Origin of the sequence: Bacillus sp. V59.32b, assembly GCF_003429085.1 — a bacterium.
GTDB lineage: Bacteria > Bacillota > Bacilli > Bacillales > DSM-1321 > Peribacillus.
In genome coordinates this window covers 55127-75945 of sequence record NZ_QVTC01000042.1, presented here as the reverse complement: position 1 = coordinate 75945, position 20819 = coordinate 55127, and the positions used below count along the sequence as shown (strand labels likewise).

Here is a 20819-nt window from a genome sequence, read left to right as displayed (position 1 = left end):
ATGGAATCTACTCGCTTTCCGCGGACGAACTGGCAAGCCTCCTCACTCGTACCTCGCTGCGGGCTCTTGCCAGCCCGTTTTTCCGGAGTCTCGCAGATTCCCTTCCCAAAAATAACATTATCGTTTAACAGAGCCATATTTTAGAGGAATATATTTATGTAAATTCGGCCCTTTCTACAACTCAATCTTAGTAGGAAGTTTTTTCTTTTACAAATAGGGAAATAGTAAAGTTATATTTATTACTCAGGAGGAAAACATGTCTTTATCTCAAGAAAAAACAACCCAAACTTATTGCAATAGCGAATATGATGAATTAAAACGCGTGATCCTTTGCGAGCCTCAATATATGACAATTCGAGAGGTGATTAATGATACCCAAAAACATTTTCAGGATGAAGGAATCCATATTGAAACGGCGATGAGGCAGCATGAAGATTTTGTCTCCGCTCTTAAGCAGCATGGAATTGATGTGACTCTCCTACCATCTCTCAGTAAGTATCCTGAGCAGGTTTTCACCCGCGATATCGGGTTTACTCTTGGAGAAACTGCGTTTGTAGCAGAAATGGCAAGTGATGTACGTCAGGGAGAAGAACAAGTATTAAAAAAATGGTTCGAGGATAATCACCTGCCCTACTACAATCTCGTTAAGGACCATATTGAGGGCGGAGATGTTTTGATTGACCGGAATACAATTTTTGTAGGCATTAGCAACAGGACACACGAAGGCTCAATAAAGCATTTGCAAACATTGATGCCCAATCATGAAGTCATCCCGGTTCCCTTCGAAGCGAAGTATCTGCATTTGGATTGTGTATTTAACATATTGTCACCGGAGGACGCTTTGATATTTCCGGAGGTGATCAGTGCCGCGGAAAGAGACTTCCTTTCAAAGCGGTATAATTTGATTGAAGTGACTGAGGAAGAACAGTTTACATTAGGCACCAATGTACTTTCTATCGGGAACAAAAAAGTGTTCAGCCTCCCGGTGAATAAAGATGTTAATAAGAAGCTGCGTGAACGAGGTTATGAAGTAATTGAAGTCGACATTACCGAAATCATCAAATCTGGCGGCTCATTCCGTTGTTGTACAATGCCGATTTTACGAGAGCCGTCGCATTCATAGATAAAAAGCCTGGGAAAGAAAATTCGGTGATATATTCTGGATTTCAATGATATTATCGGTTTCGGTGATATATCTCTTTTTTCGATGATATATCTCAAATTTCGTTGATATATTCCGATTGCCGGTGATATCTCAATTTCCGCTAATATACTCAAATACTCATAAGAAAACTTCCATGCTCAGGCATGGAAGTTTTCTTTCTTAAACAATTCCTCAAGAATCTCAATCTTTTTATGGGTATAATGCTCAAAATGATCGTTATAAGATTTAGGATCTTTAGGATTGGCGAACTGTGTGATTTTTTCGGTTACAGGATCGATAAATTTGCTTGCCGCTCCGCAGCCTAGTCCGATTATTGTCTGCTGCTCTTCCATGATCATGATGTTATAAATGCTTTCCTGCCCTGGAATCGAGTAACCGACGTTTTCAAGGTTACCGAGTATGTTTTTCTGACGGTATAAATAATAAGGAGTGTAACCATGTTCTGCCGTCCAATTTTCAGCCGCATTCATCATTTTCTCGGCTTCTTCTCTTGAAGCGACCTTGTATTTTTGCTTATTCCTCGTCATTTCCGATGCACGTTTAAATGAGAGCGTATGAACCGTGAGTGATTCCGGCATCAGCTTTTTAGTTTCATCCAAGGTTGTCTTGAATTCCGGCAGTTCTTCACCCGGTAAGCCAATGATTAAATCCATATTAATATTATTCATCCCCATACTGCGGGAAAGATGGAATTTTTCAATCGTTTCTTCCACGGTATGATGCCGTCCAATTGCCTTCAGTGTTTCCTGGATATAGGATTGTGGATTTACACTGATGCGGTCGATGTTCCACTTTTTCAGCACTTCCAGCTTCTCAGGCGTAATCGTATCAGGCCTTCCCGCTTCAACTGTTATTTCTCTTACCTTGTCCACATCAGGAAAAGAGGCATACATTTCCTCATATAACATATCCATTTCTTCAGCGGTAATGCTCGTCGGGGTGCCACCGCCGTAATAGATTGTTGTGATTTTGATGTTATTCTCCTTCAGCCATTTGCCAATCTCCCGAATTTCAAAATGTAAACCACCAAGAAACGACTGAACCGAACCCTGCCTGCCATTGATTGCATACGCCGGGAACGTACAGTATGCACACTTGGTCGGGCAAAACGGAATCCCGATATAAATACTCACTTCATTTTTTAACGAATACAAGTCTGGTACTACATCCATTTGGCGCTCAACGATCTTTTCCATCAAGGCTACTTTTTCTTCGGAAATCATATAGTCTTCCTGCAATTGCTCATGGGCGATTTTTGGCGAAATACCCTGCTTTATTTTTCGATGCAGCAGCTTAGTCGGACGGATGCCCGTTAGAATACCCCATTTTTGCTTGATGCCGGTCATGTCTTGCAGCACATTCACAAAAACATAGGATACGGCTCTTTTGACCTCTTTAAATACTTCTTTATCCGTACTTTCAGGTACGATTTCTATTTCATGGCTGGCTTGATACCTCTTATCGGTTTCTTTCTCGAACAACTCTGCTTTCGCCAAAACTGTATCAGAGGCTTGCCAGTTGAACGTAACCTGTAGCTCTGCGGAATCATCTGCAGCAAGCAGGACTTCAGATTCCTCGAAAAACAAGTTGGCTATATTTTGAAGCGGCCGGTGGAAACGCTCATCATCCAGCCCTTTTATTTCAATTCGCAAGATAATCACCTATCTATTATTCAATTTAGTTGTAACATCATACAGGATTTTATAAATTTATAGAGAAATCAATTCATGTTATGATTGCAAAGTTAAACGAAAAACGATCAATAGTCAATTGGAAGGGGATAAAAAATGAGTGAACTATTAATTAAACAGTTTGAATTGACGAGGAATAATTTTCTGAAGGAAGTTGCTGGGTTGAATGCAGAGCTTATTGATATCCAGCCGGAAGGATTTAATAACACGATTCACTGGCATATTGGGCATGTACTGACAACGAGCGAACAATTTATGTTCGGCTATCCTAAAAAATCAAATCAGCTTCCGGAACATTATCTTGCCTTATTTGGTTACGGGACGAAACCGGCTGACTGGCAGGGAGAAGTGCCAGGCATCGGACAGCTGACAGAGCAACTGACCGAGCAGTTGGCCCGACTTAAGCAAATTCCCGTTGACAGTTTTATGGAGGAATTAAAAGAGCCGTTTCTAGGATCAAAGACATACGGTGAAATCGGCACCATGGCCGCTTATCATGAAGCCTACCACCTCGGACAGATTCATGCGATGGATCGCCTGATCAGTAAGAAAAAATAGTCAATGAAAAAACAGGCCCGCGCCTGTTTTTTTCATTCTCCCTCATTCAGATACATTTCCTGAATCGCCTCTTCAGCCGCTTCTTCCGATGAAAAGAACGCATCATCATCTTCGATTACATGGAAGGTTTCATTTAAAAATAAGGCCACGGCATCCGGATCCTTCGGATGCGGAACGATCTCTGCCGCTCTGATATTGGAAACCGTTGGTGTATGCGGGTTATTATAAATGACAAATACTTCGTCCCCTGCTTTCACATCTTTCGGATCAATTAACCCCATCGTTTCATCCCTTTCACTTTTAATGCTATTAGTTTGTGGCAGAGAAGGTTAATCTATGATATCGAAACGCATAAATAAAATACCCCTATCCGATAAAGGCATAAGAAAATCTCATTTTAGAATATTCATCTTTTCAAGAAACTCGATCGGATGCTGCTTCCTGAAAAATTCCTTCAGCATATAGGTGACACCACTGTCATCATTTGTCCGGGTTACCCATTGAGCTGCTTTTTTTACTTCAAACGGTGCATTGCCCATCGCTACGCCAAGTCCGCATTCCTTAATCATTTCCATATCATCCAAGCCATCACCAATCGCCACAATTTCACTGTTTTTCAGTTTCAGATGATCAGCCAAATGAAGAACGCCGTTCCATTTGGAAACGCCCTTTGTAACAATCGAAAGTCCATTTTCCGGGTTCCGCAAAGCGTAGACCTCAGGGAACATGTCAATGATCAACTTGAACATATCTTCTCTGTCTTTACGGTTATTAAAGATAACATCGATTTTCGGGGGTGCTGTCGGTTGTTTTAGTAGTTCTTCACTTAGTAAATCCACATAATGCTGGGAATAGATGTTTTGTTCATTCATATACATAACTGCTTTGCCAATTAAATTTTCGGGAAGGTTGACTCTATTTCCAAGTATATATTTTTCATGCGTAAGCTGAATTTGGCAATTGATCTGTTCCAGCAACTGGACAATCTCCATCGTCAGCTTTTCCGAGATTCTTTTCACGAAAATCGGTTCCTCCACCGTCGAACCAACAAAGGCGCCTTGATGAGCAACTATCATCGGTTTTATTTTCAAAGCCTTGGCTACCTTTTTTGCTGAATAAAAGCTTTTCGAAGTAATAAGAGCGACGTGCACACCCTTTTGATGCACATATTCGATCGCTTCTTTCGTCGATTTATGCAAACGGCCGTTTGATTGAAGCAAAGTTCCGTTAATGTTTATCGCAAGCAACCGGTATACCATGCTGATCTCTCCCATCTGATTGTTCTATTTCATCTTTATGAATCATTCAGTTTCGGTAGAACAGCTTTAGCTTCTAATAATTAAAAGGCTCGCCGATTGGCGAGCCTTTTAAGGTGAGTTGCATTTATGCAGATCGAATGTTTAGGTTTCCCAATCTGCCAAGTCCCTTTTATGTTTATTATTCTTGTTCTGGCAAGCCATACAGTTCTTCAAGCGGCTTCATGATGATTTTGTTAAGCTCCGCAATCACCATACTCAATCTTTGCTCCGCTTCCATCAATTTAGAAATGGTCGGGTGCTGCTGCACAAGGGCTACCGTTTTCTGTGCCTGTTCGACTTCTTCCGGTGTGATTTCCTGCCCGGTCATTTGCTTTTCCTGAAGCGTCATTTGGATTTGCCGAAAGTTTTCAAACATGCTCCTCGCGGATGGATCGGCGTTTACTTGATCATATTGATTTTTCAACTCTGTATATTCTTTGCTGCCGCGAATTGCTCTTTCCATGTCGTATGCTGAATCGTATAGATTTGCGCTCATCATATTCCTCCTAAACTCTTTTCGAATTCCCTTTCCACTATAACAAAACGAAATAGAGAATGTCACTTTGCACAGCGGATTTCTGATAATTTCTTCTTTTACTGTATGCTGCTGGACCCATGACACGTTCCATTACAATCAAACATAAGATATCCTATCCGCTTCTGCCCATATGATTATAAACGGGGAATGACAATGAAAGTATTGTATGACAAAGCAGTGATAAATGCTGAGGGACAGGATGCCATTGTTCAAATAGAACAATCGCTGCTGAACAGATGGAACCTTAAAAAAAATGAACAGATCGTTTTGATAGCGGGAACCAATCAAGTCCAACTGGTTGTCCGGCCAATCCCTGCAAACGAGCCAACACTTGTAATTTCTAGACACACTATTCATCACCTCGCACTGCCCGCCCTTCAATTTCCAGTGCAAATGGCCTTTGATCAGGAAAAAAACGAGCTAAGAATCGCTCCGTTCTTATCTGTATTGACCGACCAGCCCTTCGATAATGAAACGGGAACCTTTGGCAAACTGGAAGTTTTTTTACAGGAAATGAGATCATTTTGTGAGGAAAAAGGATTTCCTTTATATATTCATACATTTCAGACAGCAAAAGTTGAAGGCTATATACAAGGCTTTTGGTATACAGGCAGCCGCTGGGAATTCGGTTCTCTACCGGTTCCCGATGTTGTCTATAACAGAATCCATTCCAGGGCAAAAGAAAAATCGATTGCTTTCCAGAACTATCTCTCCACTCTCACTGCACAGGAAATTCCGATATTTAATGGTGGCTTCCTTTCCAAGCAAGAAGTCCATGAAATCCTCGTTGAAAATGAAGAACTGCTTCATTTTCTGCCAGATACGATTCCCTTTGATATAGAAGAGGAATTTACGGATTTTATTGAAAAACATCGTGTTGTATATGTCAAACCCTCTTTCGGAAGCCAGGGAAGAAATATATGCAAACTTACAAGCACATTAGAAGGCTGGGTATTAGAACATTCCTTAGATATTAAAGATACCTATTTATTCACCACCGTTGAAGATCTATTCAGAGTGCTAAAAATAAATATAAAACACCGATCATATATTGTTCAAAAAGGAATCTCCTTATTGGAATTTGACCATAAAAAAGTGGATTTTCGAATACTGTTGAATAAGGACCAAAAGAAGTCGTGGAAGATCACTTCCCTTGTCGCGAGAATCGGTGATGCCGGGCATATCGTGTCCAACCTATCCCGTGGTGGAGAAATGCAGAATGGCATGGAGTTTTTAAGATCGTTATTTGATGAACGAGAAGCCAGGCGTTTATATAAAGAAGTTGGCAGTCTAGCCTTGCGAACAGCCTTTTGTTTATCAAGGAAGCGAACGGACTTGTTCGGTGAGCTTGGAATCGATATTGCACTTGATATAGAAAAGCATCCATGGATTATTGAATTAAACTCCAAGCCATCAAAAGCTTTTCAAGGCAGTTATGAAAAATTTCGGCCTTCTGTGAAATCAATCGTGGAATATATGGACTCTCTATACAGGGAGAGAATGCATTAAGGTCCTAACTACATGGGCCGGAAAGGAGAAATTTTATGCTTTCATTAGGAATTATGGCTTCCCGCTTACGCAGTGAGGAAACCTATTTCACTGAAATTGCCCTCGCAGCGGATAAGGAAAATGTTGCAATCTATATATTTTGTCCGGATAAAGTAAACACACAATCAGAGACCATCACCGGCGAAGCATACGATTATAAAAACAACAAATGGACTGCCTCGCAGTTTCCGATACCAGATTTCATTTATGATCGAAGTTTTCATGGGTTGGTCAGGCAATCCGAAAAAGTCCGTTACAAGATTAACTGGCTGCAAAATCATTCAATGTTTCTAGGCTTCGGCCTTCCCGGGAAATCAGAAGTACATCAATTTTTATCGAAAATTGCAAGCCTAAGCCGTTTTCATCCACCCCTAAAGAAAGTGTATGAAACAGCAGATATATGGAAGGAATTAAACGATCACGGCAAAATCATGTTGAAGCCTGAGTTCGGCTCCAGAGGGATTGGAATTTATCTCCTTTCAATCAAAGATGGTGGATGGGTCGTCCGGATGACGAAAAAGGAAGAAGGCTATGCCCGCTTTTTCGATAATAAGACTATCTTAAACAGGTGGCTGACATACCTGCTTGAGGAATGCCCTTATGTGAGCCAGCCATATCTTGAGCTTTTCAACAATGAAGACGAACCATTCGACATACGCATCCTGCTGCAAAAAGACAGCGAAAACAATTGGATAGAACGTGGCCGGGGAGTCAGGGTAGGCCGTAAGCATTGCATCACTGCGAATCTTTCAGCCGGAGCGCGCGCTTTTCCTTTTGAAAAACTATTACAAGCTTTCCCGGCCGATCTTCAGCCTCAGATAAGCAAGTCGATCCAAGACATTGTCAATTTATTGCCTCGGGAATTGGAAACGAGGTTTAATCGGCTCTTCGAAATTGGAGTCGACTTAGGGATCGATAAGAAAGGGAACGTCTGGCTACTTGATATTAATTCAAAGCCCGGGAGAAAGATCATTGAACTTCTGCATCCTGAAAAAATGCCGGAACTACACAAGGCTCCGATTTTATATGTCCGCTGCCTTGCGGAAGAGTTGTCGAAAGCAGGTGTATAAATGAAAAAAACTATCGTGTCGAAATTGCCGAGCTAAAAGGAGATAGTTTTTATTATCCATCTGAGCTTGGTTCATTGGGGCATATAAAGAAAATTTGGTATGGGCATCGTTCAGTCAGCGCCTCCGTTAAAGAAAATCCTTCAAGCGAGCAAGCAGCCATTATTTCAAAATCGCTGGCCGAATCGCTGTCATTCCATGAAAACAAACTCCCGTTGCATCTGTTTATCTATAAAGACAGCATCCACATCGGGCCGCTCGTCGGGATATTCACCTCGGGAATCACCTCTTTTTTGCACAAACCAGTCGGTGAACGGTCTGGCTTTTTCTCAAGGCTGTTATCACTTAATAAAGCGACAAGCTGCATTCCATTTCTATTCGGTGAGCATCAAATAGATTGGGAGTCAGAAACAATCAGAGGATATGTTTACAGGGGAAAGCATTGGGAAGTTCGTGATTTCCCTTTCCCAAACGTTATCTATGACCGGCTTCCGAACCGGAAAACCGAAAACCGCTCGGGACCCAAAGAAGTGAAGCGAAAGTTTCAGGAGGAATACGAAATCCCATGGTATAATCCAGGATTCTTTAATAAATGGGATATTCATGAGCGTTTGACTGAGGACGAATACGCGATTCCCTACCTTCCTGAGACATACCCCTTTCAATCGTTATCTGCCATTGAAACGTTGCTATCGAAGTACCGACAGGTTTATATCAAACCGATTCACGGCAGTCTCGGGCTTGGGATCCACCAGATTCTTTATGATAAAAAAGAACATATTTATTACTGCAGGTACAAGGACGAAGAAAAGATAAATAAACTCAAAAAATCCCCTTCCCTGGAAGCGATGTTCCATCGTATTTTCAGAAAGAAGAAGCTTCACAATCTGATTATCCAACAAGGAATTCCACTTATAAGAACGAATAATCGACCGATCGATTTCAGAGTCCATACAAACAAAAATCATAATGGCGAGTGGCAGGTAACAGCCATTGCCGCGAAAATCGCCGGCAAAGGAAGCGTGACAACCCACGTAAAAAGCGGCGGAGCTATTAAAACGCTGGATGAGCTTTTCGAAGATAAAAATCTTGCGTTACTTATGCAACAGAAACTTTCCGCGGCTGCACTGACCTTAAGTAATAGTATCGAAAAAACGATGGATGGGGTTATCGCCGAGATAGGCTTTGATTTGGGAGTCGATAAACAAGGGCGTGTATGGATGTTCGAAGCCAATTCAAAGCCGGGAAGGTCTATCTTTTCACACCCAAAGCTGAGGGAGTTTGAAATACTGACCAGGCAGCTTTGCTTGGAATATGCCGCTTTCTTGACGGAGCAATCCATTCTTAGCTCAGGCGGAGAAAACGAATGAAGATTTATTATCACAGCCCATCTAAGAGTTGGTATCACAGATCAAAAAAACAACAGCTATACATTGGAGGCAACCGGGCTGAAATTAACTACCATAAAGAACTCCAATCAGAAACGGGGCACTCTTTTTCTATTAGAACATTCGGGAAATCAAAAGGAATAGCTGTCGGCATTCTTACAAGCCGTGCCGATAAAAACGATTTCGGCATTGGCGGAAATCTCCCGCTGTTTCAGGATCTGCATCTATACCTTGCAAAGCATGGAATCTTTTCCTATGTATTTACCCCGGAGGATGTAAGGAATGAGGAATTTTATGGATTTATCTTTTCGTCAGAGCTTACACAATGGATAAAGGTTTCAGTACCGGCCCCTGACGTCGTGTACAACCGGATTCCCTTCCGGAGCCATGAAGTCTCCCGGGAATTCCGCCAGACGAAGAATATACTGAAGCGATATAACATCCCTCTCTTCAATCCACGGTTCCTCCATAAATATGAAATATTCGAGTTGTTTAAAGAGGATGATTTATTAAAAAAGCTATTGCCAGAAACGACATTGTTTTCTTCGAGTACTGCTCTATATTCATTTCTAAAAACGCATCGAACCATCTATGTGAAGCCGGTCACCGGCAATCGCGGAAGCGGCATCTCCATCCTTACACTCAAACAGGATGAAATGTTGGAAGTATTAACTCCAAACAAACAGAAACAATTCAAAAGCTTTTGCCACTTTTGGGAACAAGAATCAAAAAAATTCAGTTCCAACACTTACATTATCCAAAAAGCGATCAGTCCTAAGAAAATAGATGGTCATCGTTATGATTATCGGATTCTTGTACACTATGAAAACGGAAGCTATCAATTGAGTGGCAAAGCAGTCAGAATGTCGCAAACCCAGGAAATTACCACACATATTCCAAAAGGCGGCATGCTTTATCCGTATGAAAAAGTGCGAACCGATGAATTAGATGAGCGATTAATGAAAATTGCTGAAAGGTGTGGAAAGGTTTTAAGGGATGCTTTTGGCTTTTTCGGCGAGTTTTCCATCGATCTTGGCGAAGATGAATCCGGCATGCTTTATTTATTTGAAGTCAACTCCAAGCCGATGCAATTTGATGAAGAAGAAATTGAGATACAAAGAAGAAGCAAATTGAAAAACCTATTTATCGAACTGGCTTTAAACTCCCCAGTCTGATTAATATTTTTCATTTACATGAGACGCTCCATTTCCTTTATACTGTATGTATAGAGAGAAATGGGGGTTTTAACGTGATCACACACTTTCAATGGAAACCATTATTCAAAGATAAAAACCTGCCCGGATGGCGGATATCGTTTTATTTTAAACAACAGTCCTTTCAGGGCATCTACCATAAAAACGGGGAAATCGAGTGGACCGGGGCACAGCCTCCATCAGAGGACGAAGCGAGCGTGAAAAGTATGATTCATGAACTGATGCTGTTTCACGTATATGAATAAGATAAATGCTTGAATGAAAACACATCCTCTTTGTTTACAATAAATGCAAGGAGGGTGATTCTTTATGAAGGAAAAAGACAAGTTTCTAAAGGACCGTCTATACGAAGGCAAAGATTCCGTTTACTTAGATGTCGACCGGATGATCAATGAGGGAATGGCTGGAGGCAATGTCTACCAAACTGAAAATGGCAGTCAAAACATCGAGGAAGTACACAAATTAACGGACGAAGCGCCTCCCCAAATTGTATAAGCAAGGTCCTGAGTCAATTTGCTCAGGACTTTTCTTTTATTGATAAAATGCCGCAATGATTCTGGCGGCCGGGTAAATGAGCGCCTGGCCCAGTATCGTACCCACCAATTTGGAAGCGATGAGCATGACGACCAGTGCCTTAACATCCCCATACGGCCGTTTCCCTCTAAGAGCCTGGTCCGTGATGAGGGCTGATTGCGGGTCGACTAAAAGTGTTAATAATATGGTCGCAACTCCGTTTATCATGCCTGAAGAGGCGGCGGAAGCTAGCTGTTTTTCCGGGCTCACAAAAAATGACGAATAGGTTGCAGAGAGAACCCCGACGGTATAAATCGCAGTTATAAGCATATTCAATATCAGCAAGCGCTTCGGAATTCTTTTATATCGTAATGTTGAGAACATATTTTTCTTTGGCTTTGTTGTACTTTTTACAATTCGTTTTATATTATGGATACTCAATGCTTCGACAACGATCGAAGGGACCGAACCCTTTACCTCCAATTTATTGACGGCCGCAGCAAAAATTTTTAGAAAAGTAGGGATGAGAAGAATGCCAAGTAAAGTACCGGCCGTGGCGGCGAGCAGCACCCACCTGATTTCCGTGATCGGATCCTCATTCCTCGCTATATGCAGTCCGACCAGACTACCGATTAAGGGCGCCTGCAACATATTCGCCGTCCGGGATAACAGTACAAAGATATTGAATAACGAAAGCGACAACGCAAATTTACCGCTTTTCACGGAATTCAGCCTCACTGAATAGGAAAGCGTGTCGACGATATGAATAACGGCGGTTAAAACAATCAGTTGGACTAATAAGGTATCCATCTTCTCACTCCTTTCCAACTCTATGACTTTTAACCTCTTAAATGGAATGTTACAGTATAGATGATGATCTTTACAAGATGGGCAAAATTATTAGTAAGGGGGAACGACGATGCTAAAAAATTTAAAATTGAAATTTCCCCGGGCCATTGATAGTGACCGTTCATGTAGCCAACCCGCTAACTACGTATGGTTTCAGGATGAAAACGGGAACAAGCTTGGCATACCAAAATCAGACATTTCCACTGAAGAAACCGGCTTGCTTCAGCTTCTTTTTCCACTGAGTCAAGATGATGCTTTTAATCGGAATACGACGATACAAAAAAAACAATGGCATGATTTTTTATATAAAAACACCGATGTAATTCCGCTCACTAGCTGGAATCGCGTTACATATACCCATTTTACGATTTCGGTCCATGATTTTTCCCATGCGGATTTTGAGGAAGCACTTTTAGCATTTATGACTGATGGGGCGCTTATTATTTGGCAAAGCGATTTAACAGGGATTCTAATTGAGGGTGAACGTAATCCAAATGAGGATGGAAGCGATTTTTCAGCCGCTCTTAATATGCTTGAAAGCGACTTTTACGTAAAAATAAGAGCTTACGTTGGCGCTCTTCATCCTGTAGATAAAGAGCTGCCTAGCCATTTACGGATGGAACACAAGCTTTTTATGACAGCCAAGCAGTATCTACCCGATATGAAGGCAACCAATCTGCCAGCAGTATTTCCCTATGCAGTCCTAGCCGGAATCAAAGAAAACGAAACAGATTGGTTTATCCGGCAATTGCTCCAGGACACCAAGCAGGATGAGGAGTTAATCACTTCAGTAAAGATGTATATTGAGTGCAACTCCAACGCAAGCCTGGCTGCCAAACAATTATATATCCACCGAAACAGCCTGCAATACCGGATTGATAAGTTTATAGAAAAAACCGGGCTGGACATACGTACCTTCAACCATGCCCTGACGGCCTACCTGATCATCCTGCTAAATAAAGACAATTCGCTGGGGCGGGATTAGGCGTTTTTCTCCCTTATGCGGCTAGAAAAGTCTATCTGCCAAGTAACGTGCAGCACGCTGCACAATAAAGCTCTTTCATTTTTGTGCAGCGTGTACATACCTTTCATTGGACTCATCCTATACACTATTTTCATAAGGATAATGGATGGAGGGTTCATAAATGGCAGAACTAGTATTAGACCATATCTATAAAACATACGATAACAAAGTAACCGCAGTTGAAGATTTTAATCTTAAAATTGAAGATAAAGAGTTTATCGTTTTCGTAGGTCCTTCCGGTTGCGGAAAATCGACTACTTTGCGGATGATTGCTGGACTTGAAGAGATTTCTCAGGGAGATTTCTACATTGATGGCAAGCGTGTGAATGATGTCCCACCGAAAGATCGCGACATCGCGATGGTATTCCAAAACTATGCCCTTTATCCGCATATGTCGGTTTATGACAACATGGCATTTGGATTGAAGCTTAGAAAAATGCCGAAAGACGAAATCAAACGCCGTGTCCACGACGCAGCTAAAATCCTTGGCCTTGAAACATATCTTGACCGTAAGCCAAAGGCTCTTTCCGGCGGTCAGCGCCAGCGTGTCGCATTAGGCCGCGCAATCGTCCGTGACGCAAAAGTATTCTTAATGGATGAGCCTTTATCAAACCTTGATGCTAAACTGCGTGTGCAAATGCGTGCTGAAATCGCCAAGCTCCATAAGCGTCTAGACACAACAACCGTCTATGTTACACATGACCAGACTGAAGCAATGACAATGGCTACCCGTCTAGTTGTCATGAAGGACGGCATCATTCAGCAAGTCGGTGCGCCTAAGGATGTATATGAAAAGCCTGAAAATGTTTTCGTCGGCGGCTTTATCGGTTCGCCTGCGATGAATTTCCTAAATGGTACACTCGAGAATGGCACAGTTAAAATTGGCGAACAATCCATTGCCGTTCCCGAAGGAAAAATGAAAGTACTTCGTGATCAGGGATATGTAGAAAAAGAAGTGATTCTTGGAATCCGTCCGGAAGATTTTCATGATGAACCGGTATTCCTTGAATCTTCTTCCAATACCCTGATTAATGCCCATATCGAAGTAGCTGAGCTGATGGGCGCCGAATTCATGCTCTACTCTTCCATAGGCGGACAAGAATTCATCGCCCGCGTTGACGCACGCGGATCCGTAAAACCAGGCGAAACACTTCAACTCGCCATTGATATGAATAAAGCTCACTTCTTTGACAAAGAGACAGAATTCAGAATCCGACCGGTATAATTTGGGGAAGGCAACAGTCGTGGACTGTTGCCTTTTTTGATGAAATTTGGTTGCGAAATCAGTTTCGGGCATATATTTTTGATATCGAGCATATATCTCAAATATCGGACATATATCTCATACTTCGGGCATATATCTTAGATTTCGAGCATATTTACTGTTTCGGGCATATATTTCGAATATCGAGCATATATCTCAAATATCGGGCATATATATCTCATACTTCGGGCATATATCTTAGATTTCGAGCATATTTTCTGTTTCGAGCATATATTTCGAATATCGAGCATATATCTCAAATATCGGGCATATATCTCATACTTCGGGCATATATCTTAGATTTCGAGCATAAGTTTAAGTTAGCTGTTTTTACATCAGATTTTTTTCTCATTTTGCAGGAACACAGCCTAAATATATAGAAATTTATAAAAAAACTGTTAGGAGTGATAATTTGATAATAAAAGAACGCCAGATTCCACTAAGAATTCTTAAATTAAAGGCACTATTAAGAAGACTACCTTCATATCATCCAAAACGTCCTGATATTGAAAAGGATTTAGCGCGAAGAAATGCTGGATACAACGGCGAGGAATCACTCGACTACCATCTTCGTTACCTTCCAAATGACAAATACCACATTTTCCACGATTTACGCCTCCACAATGATGACCAATACTTTCAAATCGATACGCTACTTCTTACTTCCTCATATGCATTAATCGTTGAAGTGAAAAATATTTCCGGAACATTACTGTTTGATCAAACTTTCAATCAATTAATCCGTACCATACAAAATAAAGAAGATGGTTTTCCTAATCCAATTTCTCAAGCTAAAAGACATCAGCAACAGTTGCAGATATATATGAGCAACCTAAATATCATTTCGTTTCCAATAGAATATCTAGTTGTAATCAGTAATTCTGCTACCATCGTTAAGACCGGGCCAAAAAAATCCGCTTTAAGCCAAAGAATATGCCACTCATCAGATTTGACAGATAGAACAAAAGCTTATGAATACCAATATAAAAAAGAAAAACTGCTATCAAAGGATATTATAAAACTAAGTCAGAGTTTGTTAAACAACCATTCACCCCATGATGTCGATATTCTTAATGTTTATAATATATCCAAAAATGAAGTGCTAACTGGAGTTCAATGCCCCATATGCAAACACCTACCGCTCGGACGTAACCACGGGTGCTGGAATTGTCCCAAATGTACCGGTTCATCCAAGAAAAGCCATGTTCAAGCATTGATGGATTACTTTCTTCTAATAAAACCTTCCATCTCCAATAAAGAGTTCTGTAACTTCCTGAAGATTTCTTCCCGGCAAACTGCACACGCCTCCTCCACTCCATGAACCTTCCTTTTAAAGGAACCAATAAAGGAAGAGTTTACTTTAAACCACTTCAAAAATCCAATCCGGCTTCCCCACCTTAAAATCAAAAAAGCAATCCAAAACGGATTGCTCAGCCAATCATTCCTTTATAAGTACCACTTCATCGTGACCGCACGATGGACAGCTCAGTAAATGTGGACAATCTCCGTTTTTCAAAGAATCCGGAAATCCATCCACTTTCTTTAACGTATTGATGTCTTCGTACGCACTATACTCATCGTAGTAATCCATTACTTTTCCGGTATCTTTCATTTCTGTATCACAATTCGGGCAGGCTGCATGAATCTTGCGCAGCCCGTTGCAAAGCGGACATAAAGCCATAGCATCCATCCTTCCATATGTACCCTCCCTATACAGGAGGAAATTAATCATCATGTACTCTCCCATCATAATCAGAGGAAAACCAATCAGCGCTTATTAACCATATTTTGCGGATTTACCCATTCATCAAACTGTTTTTCAGTCAAATATCCCAATTTCAAAGCCGTTTCCTTCAATGTAGCGTTTTCTTTAAAGGCAAGCTTGGCAATTTCTGCAGCCTTTTCGTAGCCGATATGAGGATTCAGTGCCGTTACCAGCATCAATGAGCGCTGAACATTCTCGTTTATTTTCTCTTCATTTGCCTCGATGCCTTTGGCGCAATTTTCGTTGAATGACTGCATCCCTTCACTGAGAAGCTTCACAGATTGCAGGAAGTTGTAGATAATCACAGGCTTAAATACATTCAGTTCAAAATTCCCCTGGCTTGCTGCAAAACCGATGGTGGCATCATTCCCAAAAACCTGGGCGGCAATCATCGTCAAAGCTTCACTCTGAGTAGGGTTAACTTTTCCAGGCATGATACTGCTTCCCGGTTCGTTCGCCGGTATCGATATCTCTCCAATTCCGCTCCTGGGCCCGCTTGCCAACCATCTGACATCATTAGCTATTTTCATCAAGTCCGCCGCAAGTGCCTTCAACGCGCCATGGACATAAACGATTTCATCATGGCTTGTCAGCGCATGAAATGTATTATCAGAAGCCACAAACTCATAACCGGTCGCATGGCTGATTTGTTTGGCCGCTCTTTCACCGAACTCCTGGTGGGCGTTTATCCCTGTTCCCACAGCGGTTCCACCGATGGCAAGGTTTAATAAATGCTGGCTGCTCTCTTCAATCATCTTCATGCTTTTATCCAGCATCGCCTTCCAGCCGCTGATTTCCTGCCCGAGCGTTAGCGGTGTGGCATCCTGGAGATGGGTACGGCCTATTTTCACTAGGTTCTCGAACTGTTTTTCTTTCCCGGCAAATGTATCACGCAGCTCTTTTATTGCCGGCAGTAAGGTTTTCACGACAGAAATATAGGCAGCTATATGCATCGCCGTCGGAAATGAATCATTGGAGCTTTGCGCTTTGTTCACGTCATCGTTTGGATGAAGCTTTTCGTCGCTTCCCTGTTCCTCTAACCATTCATTCCCTTTATTCGCAATCACTTCATTCACATTCATATTGCTTTGTGTGCCACTGCCAGTCTGCCAGACGACAAGCGGAAAATGATCATCAAGCTCGCCTTCCAAAATTTCTCCACATACTTTTTCAATCGCTTTCCGTTTCATTTCCGTGAGACTACCCAAGTCGTTGTTAACTCTTGCGGCCGCCTGTTTTACCTGTGCGAATGCCTGAATGAGCTCAACCGGCATTTTTTCATTCCCAATCTTAAAATTCACCCTGCTTCTCTCTGTCTGTGCACCCCAATATTTATCATAAGGTACCTGCACTTCACCCATCGTATCTTTCTCCACCCGATATTTCATCTTTTCTCCTCCCTGTTCATTATTTACTATCTTTTCCCTGTTGTATGTATTAATAACATGATTCGTCGGTATGATGAAAGTATTATGTTTCGAGCAAATGCTAATTATTTACTTTTCAAAATCAACTGTGAGAAAATACAGATGTTAGGGAGGTTACGATATGGCAAAAACTCTTCAGGATTGCACGACCTTGCACAATGGCGTCAAAATGCCGTGGTTTGGTTTGGGCGTTTATAAAGTCGAAGAAGGGCAAGAAGTAGTTAATTCTGTAAAAACAGCGATTAGACACGGGTATCGCAGCATTGACACCGCGGCTTTTTATCAAAACGAAGAAGGGGTCGGCCGTGCAATCAAGGAATCCGGCATTTCCCGTGAAGAACTGTTTATCACTACGAAAGTATGGAATACCGAACAAGGATATGAAACAACTTTAGATTCCTTTGAAAAAAGCCTGGAAAAGCTGGAGATCGAATATTTAGATTTATATTTAATCCATTGGCCTGTAAAGGATAAATACAAAGAAACCTGGAAAGCCCTGGAGAAACTATATCGGAATGGCCGTGTTCGTGCCATCGGCGTCAGTAATTTCCATATTCATCACTTGGAAGATTTGCTCGCCGATTGTAAAATTAAGCCAATGGTCAATCAAGTGGAATATCACCCTCGTTTAACACAAATTGAGCTTTATGAATATTGTAGGAAGAAACAGATTCAGCTTGAAGCCTGGTCACCTCTTATGAGAGGACAGTTATTGGAAAACCCGGTTCTGAAGGAAATTGGCCAAAAACATGGCAAATCCGTCCCCCAGGTGATTTTACGCTGGGATTTACAGAACGAAGTAGTGACAATCCCTAAATCCATTAACGAACAGCGCATAGTTGAAAACGGAGCTATTTTTGATTTTGCCCTCTCCCATGAAGAAATGAATAAAATCGATGCATTAAATGAAAATCTCCGTGTCGGCACAAACCCGGATAGTTTTGATAAGTGAAACGTGATAACGTTCCTAACGATAATATGAACAAGGGGGATACGATGGATATAATTGAAGCAATCAAGACAAGAAGAAGCATTGGGCTGATGAAACCGGATCCGGTGCCCCAAGAATTAATTGAACAAATTTTAGAGGCCGGAACCTATGCTCCCAATCATTTTCGGACCGAACCGTGGAGATTTTTTGTCATCACGGGTGAAGGCAGAAATCGGCTCGGGGATGTTTTCGAAAAGATCACCACGGCAAAATGCCCCGATCCCCTCTCAGAGGAAGATTTAAAAAAAGTAGAAAAATCGAAGAAAAATCCTCTCAGAGCACCGGTTATTATTGCCGTTGGCGTAGAACCGACTGAAAAAAAGAATGTCATAAAAAATGAGGAATATGCGGCTGTGCACAGCGCGGTACAGAATATGCTGTTAACTGCCCATTCGCTTGGGTTAGGAGCGATCTGGCGCACGGGTGAAATTTGTTATCATGAAAAAGTGAGGGATTTTTTCGGTCTATCTGAAGCTGGTGAAATCCTAGCTTTCATTTACCTCGGATATCCTGATATGGAAGCACCAAAAGTGAAAAAAACTAATTTCAAAGAGTTGACGACCTGGATGGATTAAAAAATAGCTTATTAAAGAACCCTTAGTCCACCCGGACTAAGGGTTCTTTAAAACTATTACAGAGCACACTGAATTGAGTCAGTTATTTTTCATTTATTTTGCTGATTTTATATTGCTAGATGTATTGTGAACTGAGAGTAAATTGGCTCGCTTTTTATTTGTTGCGATGATGTATATTGCAGCTATAGCAATACCTGCGGCCACAAATGAACCGATATTGAAGATTCCCTTTTGTGAATACCACACAATCGAATATCCGACTGAACCTGCAAGCAACGCATAATAAGTGAAAGGAAATAACGTTTTACGAATAACTGCTCCTTCCTTGCCTACTAATCCTACCACAGCAGACGCTGCCACGACGTTATGGACACAAATCATATTTCCAGCTGCTCCCCCTACTGCTTGAAGAGCAACGATCCACGTAGGATTTACGCCAATTTGTGAACCAACATCGTATTGGAATAACGCAAACATCATGTTGCTGACCGTATTGCTTCCCGCGATGAATGCTCCTATTCCTCCAATGAAAGTAGCGAAGAATGGCCAGAATTCTCCTGCCAATGCAGCAGCTCCATTTGCTAATTCAATAGGCATATTTTCGTAGCCTGCAGCACCGCCACCTGTATTTGTGAAAACTTGGACCATAGGTACTGTAAATATTAGTGCTGTCGATGCTGCAAGCGTTGTTTTACCAGATTGTGCCCAGGCACTCTTGTATGCGCTTCCATTCATGCCGTGAATAAAAAATGTAATGAGTGATACGAGAATAAAGATCGTGCCCGGCAGAAATAGTGGCTGGAAACTTGCAGTTATTTCTGAACCAAAAATATTTTCAAACTTAACCGTCCAGGACTGGAGCCACTCTATAACTGGAAGCGATTTCAGACGGGAAATAACTAAAAACACACCCACTAAAACATAAGGTGTCCATGCACGGACCATGCTCATGCTTCCGCTTTTATGGGCAATGTCCTGAATTTCAAGTTTGCCGATCCATTCAGGATCCCATTTTGACTTCTCCTCAAAATCCCACATGTCCTCTTTTGGCGGCATAAGGAAACCCTTTTTCGCCGCATATACCACGATTGCCAAACCAACTAGGCCGCCGACCATTGATGGGAACTCAGGACCAAGCACATTGGCAACAATAACATATGGGATTGTCATAGCAAACGCCGCAAATAAAGCAAACTTCCAAACTTTAATTCCTTCGGTGAAGGATTTATTTTTACCAAAAAACTTGGTCATGAGAGCGACCACAAAAAGAGGAACCAGTGTCCCAGCAATCATATGCAGGATTGCAACTTGACCCGCAATCTCCGTTACTAAGGCCAAAAAGTCATTGGTAATGCTGCCATCAGCCGATAAGCCTGTTTGAACCCCAACCAACATAGGTGTCCCTACGGCTCCAAATGAAACAGGTGTACTCTGTATGACCATTCCCGCAACAACCGCCGCCATTGCCGGGAATCCCAAGCCAACTAGCAAGGGCACTGCAACCGCCGCGGGTGTCCCGAATCCGGAAGCCCCTTCAATGAATGAACCAAAAAGCCAGGCGATAATTATAACTTGAATACGGCGATCCTCGGAAATATCCGTGAAACCCTGGCGGATCGTTTTAATTCCACCACTTTCCTGTAGCGTATTCAATAGTAATATCGCACCAAAGATTATGTATAGAAGTGTACCTGCTACAACAAGTCCGTTGACTGATGCGGCTGCAACAGTGGTGCCTGGTACCTTCCACACATAAAGCGCGAGACCGATTGCAATTAAATAAGAAATCGGCATCGCTTTGCTTGCAGGCCATCTAAGACCCACAAGAAAAATTCCAACTGCTAGAATAGGTAGTAGAGATAATAACGCTAATACCCCAGTGCTCATAAGACAAATTCCCCCTTTTGTATTATATTATGAAACAATTGAATGAAATTGTTGCTG

At 41.8% G+C, this 20819-nt stretch carries 21 protein-coding genes; 13 read left to right on the top strand and 8 right to left on the bottom strand.

The window, feature by feature from the left end; genetic code table 11:
• Window positions 1-256 precede the first annotated feature (256 nt).
• A complete protein-coding gene (locus D0463_RS10530; RefSeq protein WP_117307365.1) occupies window positions 257-1123 on the top strand; it encodes a dimethylarginine dimethylaminohydrolase family protein in 867 nt (288 codons plus the stop codon).
• Between the two features lie 179 nt (window positions 1124-1302).
• On the opposite strand, the gene D0463_RS10525 is transcribed toward D0463_RS10530, so the two are convergent.
• A complete protein-coding gene (locus D0463_RS10525) occupies window positions 1303-2817 on the bottom strand; it encodes a coproporphyrinogen III oxidase (protein WP_117307364.1) in 1515 nt (504 codons plus the stop codon).
• Window positions 2818-2952: 135 nt separating this feature from the next.
• Between D0463_RS10525 and D0463_RS10520 the strand changes: the two genes are divergently transcribed.
• Window positions 2953-3414, top strand: coding sequence for a DinB family protein (locus D0463_RS10520; protein WP_117307363.1), 462 nt, complete (start codon window positions 2953-2955; stop codon window positions 3412-3414).
• Between the two features lie 32 nt (window positions 3415-3446).
• Here the strand turns inward: D0463_RS10520 and D0463_RS10515 are convergent, their stop codons facing one another.
• From D0463_RS10515 to D0463_RS10505, 3 genes are all read right to left on the bottom strand, one after another.
• Window positions 3447-3695: a transcriptional regulator SplA domain-containing protein gene (locus tag D0463_RS10515; protein ID WP_117307362.1), complete on the bottom strand. Its 249-nt coding sequence runs from the start codon at window positions 3693-3695 to the stop codon at window positions 3447-3449.
• 111 nt (window positions 3696-3806) lie between these two features.
• Entirely contained in the window at window positions 3807-4673 is an 867-nt protein-coding gene (locus D0463_RS10510) for a Cof-type HAD-IIB family hydrolase (RefSeq protein ID WP_117307361.1), read from the bottom strand.
• Between the two features lie 178 nt (window positions 4674-4851).
• The gene (locus D0463_RS10505; RefSeq protein ID WP_117307360.1) at window positions 4852-5208 is read right to left on the bottom strand and encodes a YlbF/YmcA family competence regulator; all 357 of its coding nucleotides are present in this window, start codon (window positions 5206-5208) and stop codon (window positions 4852-4854) included.
• 195 nt (window positions 5209-5403) lie between these two features.
• On the opposite strand from D0463_RS10505, the gene D0463_RS10500 reads away from it, so the two are divergent.
• From D0463_RS10500 to D0463_RS10475, 6 genes are all read left to right on the top strand, one after another.
• The gene (locus D0463_RS10500; RefSeq protein ID WP_160118406.1) at window positions 5404-6759 is read left to right on the top strand and encodes a YheC/YheD family endospore coat-associated protein; all 1356 of its coding nucleotides are present in this window, start codon (window positions 5404-5406) and stop codon (window positions 6757-6759) included.
• A gap of 35 nt (window positions 6760-6794) precedes the next feature.
• On the top strand, window positions 6795-7868 hold the full coding sequence (locus D0463_RS10495) for a YheC/YheD family endospore coat-associated protein (protein ID WP_117307358.1): 1074 nt from the start codon (window positions 6795-6797) through the stop codon (window positions 7866-7868).
• Window positions 7869-7942: 74 nt separating this feature from the next.
• Complete coding sequence (locus tag D0463_RS10490) at window positions 7943-9235, top strand: YheC/YheD family endospore coat-associated protein (protein WP_254052767.1); 1293 nt, start codon at window positions 7943-7945, stop codon at window positions 9233-9235.
• The gene (locus tag D0463_RS10485) at window positions 9232-10428 is read left to right on the top strand and encodes a YheC/YheD family endospore coat-associated protein (protein WP_117307356.1); all 1197 of its coding nucleotides are present in this window, start codon (window positions 9232-9234) and stop codon (window positions 10426-10428) included. Before D0463_RS10490 ends, D0463_RS10485 begins: the two co-directional genes overlap by 4 nt.
• Window positions 10429-10502: 74 nt before the next feature.
• On the top strand, window positions 10503-10712 hold the full coding sequence (locus D0463_RS10480) for a YheE family protein (protein WP_117307355.1): 210 nt from the start codon (window positions 10503-10505) through the stop codon (window positions 10710-10712).
• Between the two features lie 64 nt (window positions 10713-10776).
• Window positions 10777-10962, top strand: coding sequence for a hypothetical protein (locus D0463_RS10475; protein WP_117307354.1), 186 nt, complete (start codon window positions 10777-10779; stop codon window positions 10960-10962).
• A gap of 36 nt (window positions 10963-10998) precedes the next feature.
• Here the strand turns inward: D0463_RS10475 and D0463_RS10470 are convergent, their stop codons facing one another.
• The gene (locus tag D0463_RS10470) at window positions 10999-11790 is read right to left on the bottom strand and encodes a lipid II flippase Amj family protein (RefSeq protein WP_117307353.1); all 792 of its coding nucleotides are present in this window, start codon (window positions 11788-11790) and stop codon (window positions 10999-11001) included.
• 109 nt (window positions 11791-11899) lie between these two features.
• On the opposite strand from D0463_RS10470, the gene D0463_RS10465 reads away from it, so the two are divergent.
• The 3 genes from D0463_RS10465 to D0463_RS10455 all read left to right on the top strand — a co-directional run bounded on the left by D0463_RS10465 (window position 11900) and on the right by D0463_RS10455 (window position 15438).
• Complete coding sequence (locus tag D0463_RS10465) at window positions 11900-12814, top strand: PucR family transcriptional regulator (protein ID WP_117307352.1); 915 nt, start codon at window positions 11900-11902, stop codon at window positions 12812-12814.
• Between the two features lie 160 nt (window positions 12815-12974).
• The gene (locus D0463_RS10460) at window positions 12975-14078 is read left to right on the top strand and encodes an ABC transporter ATP-binding protein (protein ID WP_117307351.1); all 1104 of its coding nucleotides are present in this window, start codon (window positions 12975-12977) and stop codon (window positions 14076-14078) included.
• A 451-nt stretch (window positions 14079-14529) separates the two neighbouring features.
• Complete coding sequence (locus D0463_RS10455; protein ID WP_254052766.1) at window positions 14530-15438, top strand: nuclease-related domain-containing protein; 909 nt, start codon at window positions 14530-14532, stop codon at window positions 15436-15438.
• Between the two features lie 117 nt (window positions 15439-15555).
• Here the strand turns inward: D0463_RS10455 and D0463_RS10450 are convergent, their stop codons facing one another.
• Together D0463_RS10450 and fumC are read right to left on the bottom strand one after the other, a co-directional pair.
• Complete coding sequence (locus D0463_RS10450) at window positions 15556-15849, bottom strand: hypothetical protein (protein WP_254052765.1); 294 nt, start codon at window positions 15847-15849, stop codon at window positions 15556-15558.
• 35 nt (window positions 15850-15884) lie between these two features.
• Window positions 15885-17270 carry a class II fumarate hydratase gene (fumC, locus tag D0463_RS10445; RefSeq protein WP_117307350.1) on the bottom strand — a complete coding sequence of 462 codons (1386 nt, stop codon included), beginning with the start codon at window positions 17268-17270 and terminating at the stop codon, window positions 15885-15887.
• 160 nt (window positions 17271-17430) lie between these two features.
• On the opposite strand from fumC, the gene D0463_RS10440 reads away from it, so the two are divergent.
• Together D0463_RS10440 and D0463_RS10435 are read left to right on the top strand one after the other, a co-directional pair.
• Window positions 17431-18261 carry an aldo/keto reductase gene (locus tag D0463_RS10440; RefSeq protein WP_117307349.1) on the top strand — a complete coding sequence of 277 codons (831 nt, stop codon included), beginning with the start codon at window positions 17431-17433 and terminating at the stop codon, window positions 18259-18261.
• 44 nt (window positions 18262-18305) lie between these two features.
• On the top strand, window positions 18306-18875 hold the full coding sequence (locus D0463_RS10435) for a nitroreductase family protein (protein ID WP_117307348.1): 570 nt from the start codon (window positions 18306-18308) through the stop codon (window positions 18873-18875).
• A 93-nt stretch (window positions 18876-18968) separates the two neighbouring features.
• Here the strand turns inward: D0463_RS10435 and D0463_RS10430 are convergent, their stop codons facing one another.
• On the bottom strand, window positions 18969-20762 hold the full coding sequence (locus D0463_RS10430; RefSeq protein WP_117307347.1) for an L-lactate permease: 1794 nt from the start codon (window positions 20760-20762) through the stop codon (window positions 18969-18971).
• Window positions 20763-20819 lie beyond the last annotated feature (57 nt).

Coding starts and splice junctions, on each gene's coding strand:
- D0463_RS10530 (WP_117307365.1), top strand. CDS start 257: ATGTCTTTATCTCAAGAAAAAACAACCCAAACTTATTGCAATAGCGAA.
- D0463_RS10520 (WP_117307363.1), top strand. CDS start 2,953: ATGAGTGAACTATTAATTAAACAGTTTGAATTGACGAGGAATAATTTT.
- D0463_RS10515 (WP_117307362.1), bottom strand. CDS start 3,695: ATGGGGTTAATTGATCCGAAAGATGTGAAAGCAGGGGACGAAGTATTT.
- D0463_RS10510 (WP_117307361.1), bottom strand. CDS start 4,673: ATGGTATACCGGTTGCTTGCGATAAACATTAACGGAACTTTGCTTCAA.
- D0463_RS10505 (WP_117307360.1), bottom strand. CDS start 5,208: ATGAGCGCAAATCTATACGATTCAGCATACGACATGGAAAGAGCAATT.
- D0463_RS10500 (WP_160118406.1), top strand. CDS start 5,404: ATGAAAGTATTGTATGACAAAGCAGTGATAAATGCTGAGGGACAGGAT.
- D0463_RS10495 (WP_117307358.1), top strand. CDS start 6,795: ATGCTTTCATTAGGAATTATGGCTTCCCGCTTACGCAGTGAGGAAACC.
- D0463_RS10485 (WP_117307356.1), top strand. CDS start 9,232: ATGAAGATTTATTATCACAGCCCATCTAAGAGTTGGTATCACAGATCA.
- D0463_RS10475 (WP_117307354.1), top strand. CDS start 10,777: ATGAAGGAAAAAGACAAGTTTCTAAAGGACCGTCTATACGAAGGCAAA.
- D0463_RS10470 (WP_117307353.1), bottom strand. CDS start 11,790: ATGGATACCTTATTAGTCCAACTGATTGTTTTAACCGCCGTTATTCAT.
- D0463_RS10465 (WP_117307352.1), top strand. CDS start 11,900: ATGCTAAAAAATTTAAAATTGAAATTTCCCCGGGCCATTGATAGTGAC.
- D0463_RS10460 (WP_117307351.1), top strand. CDS start 12,975: ATGGCAGAACTAGTATTAGACCATATCTATAAAACATACGATAACAAA.
- D0463_RS10450 (WP_254052765.1), bottom strand. CDS start 15,849: ATGATTAATTTCCTCCTGTATAGGGAGGGTACATATGGAAGGATGGAT.
- fumC (WP_117307350.1), bottom strand. CDS start 17,270: ATGAAATATCGGGTGGAGAAAGATACGATGGGTGAAGTGCAGGTACCT.
- D0463_RS10440 (WP_117307349.1), top strand. CDS start 17,431: ATGGCAAAAACTCTTCAGGATTGCACGACCTTGCACAATGGCGTCAAA.
- D0463_RS10435 (WP_117307348.1), top strand. CDS start 18,306: ATGGATATAATTGAAGCAATCAAGACAAGAAGAAGCATTGGGCTGATG.
- D0463_RS10430 (WP_117307347.1), bottom strand. CDS start 20,762: ATGAGCACTGGGGTATTAGCGTTATTATCTCTACTACCTATTCTAGCA.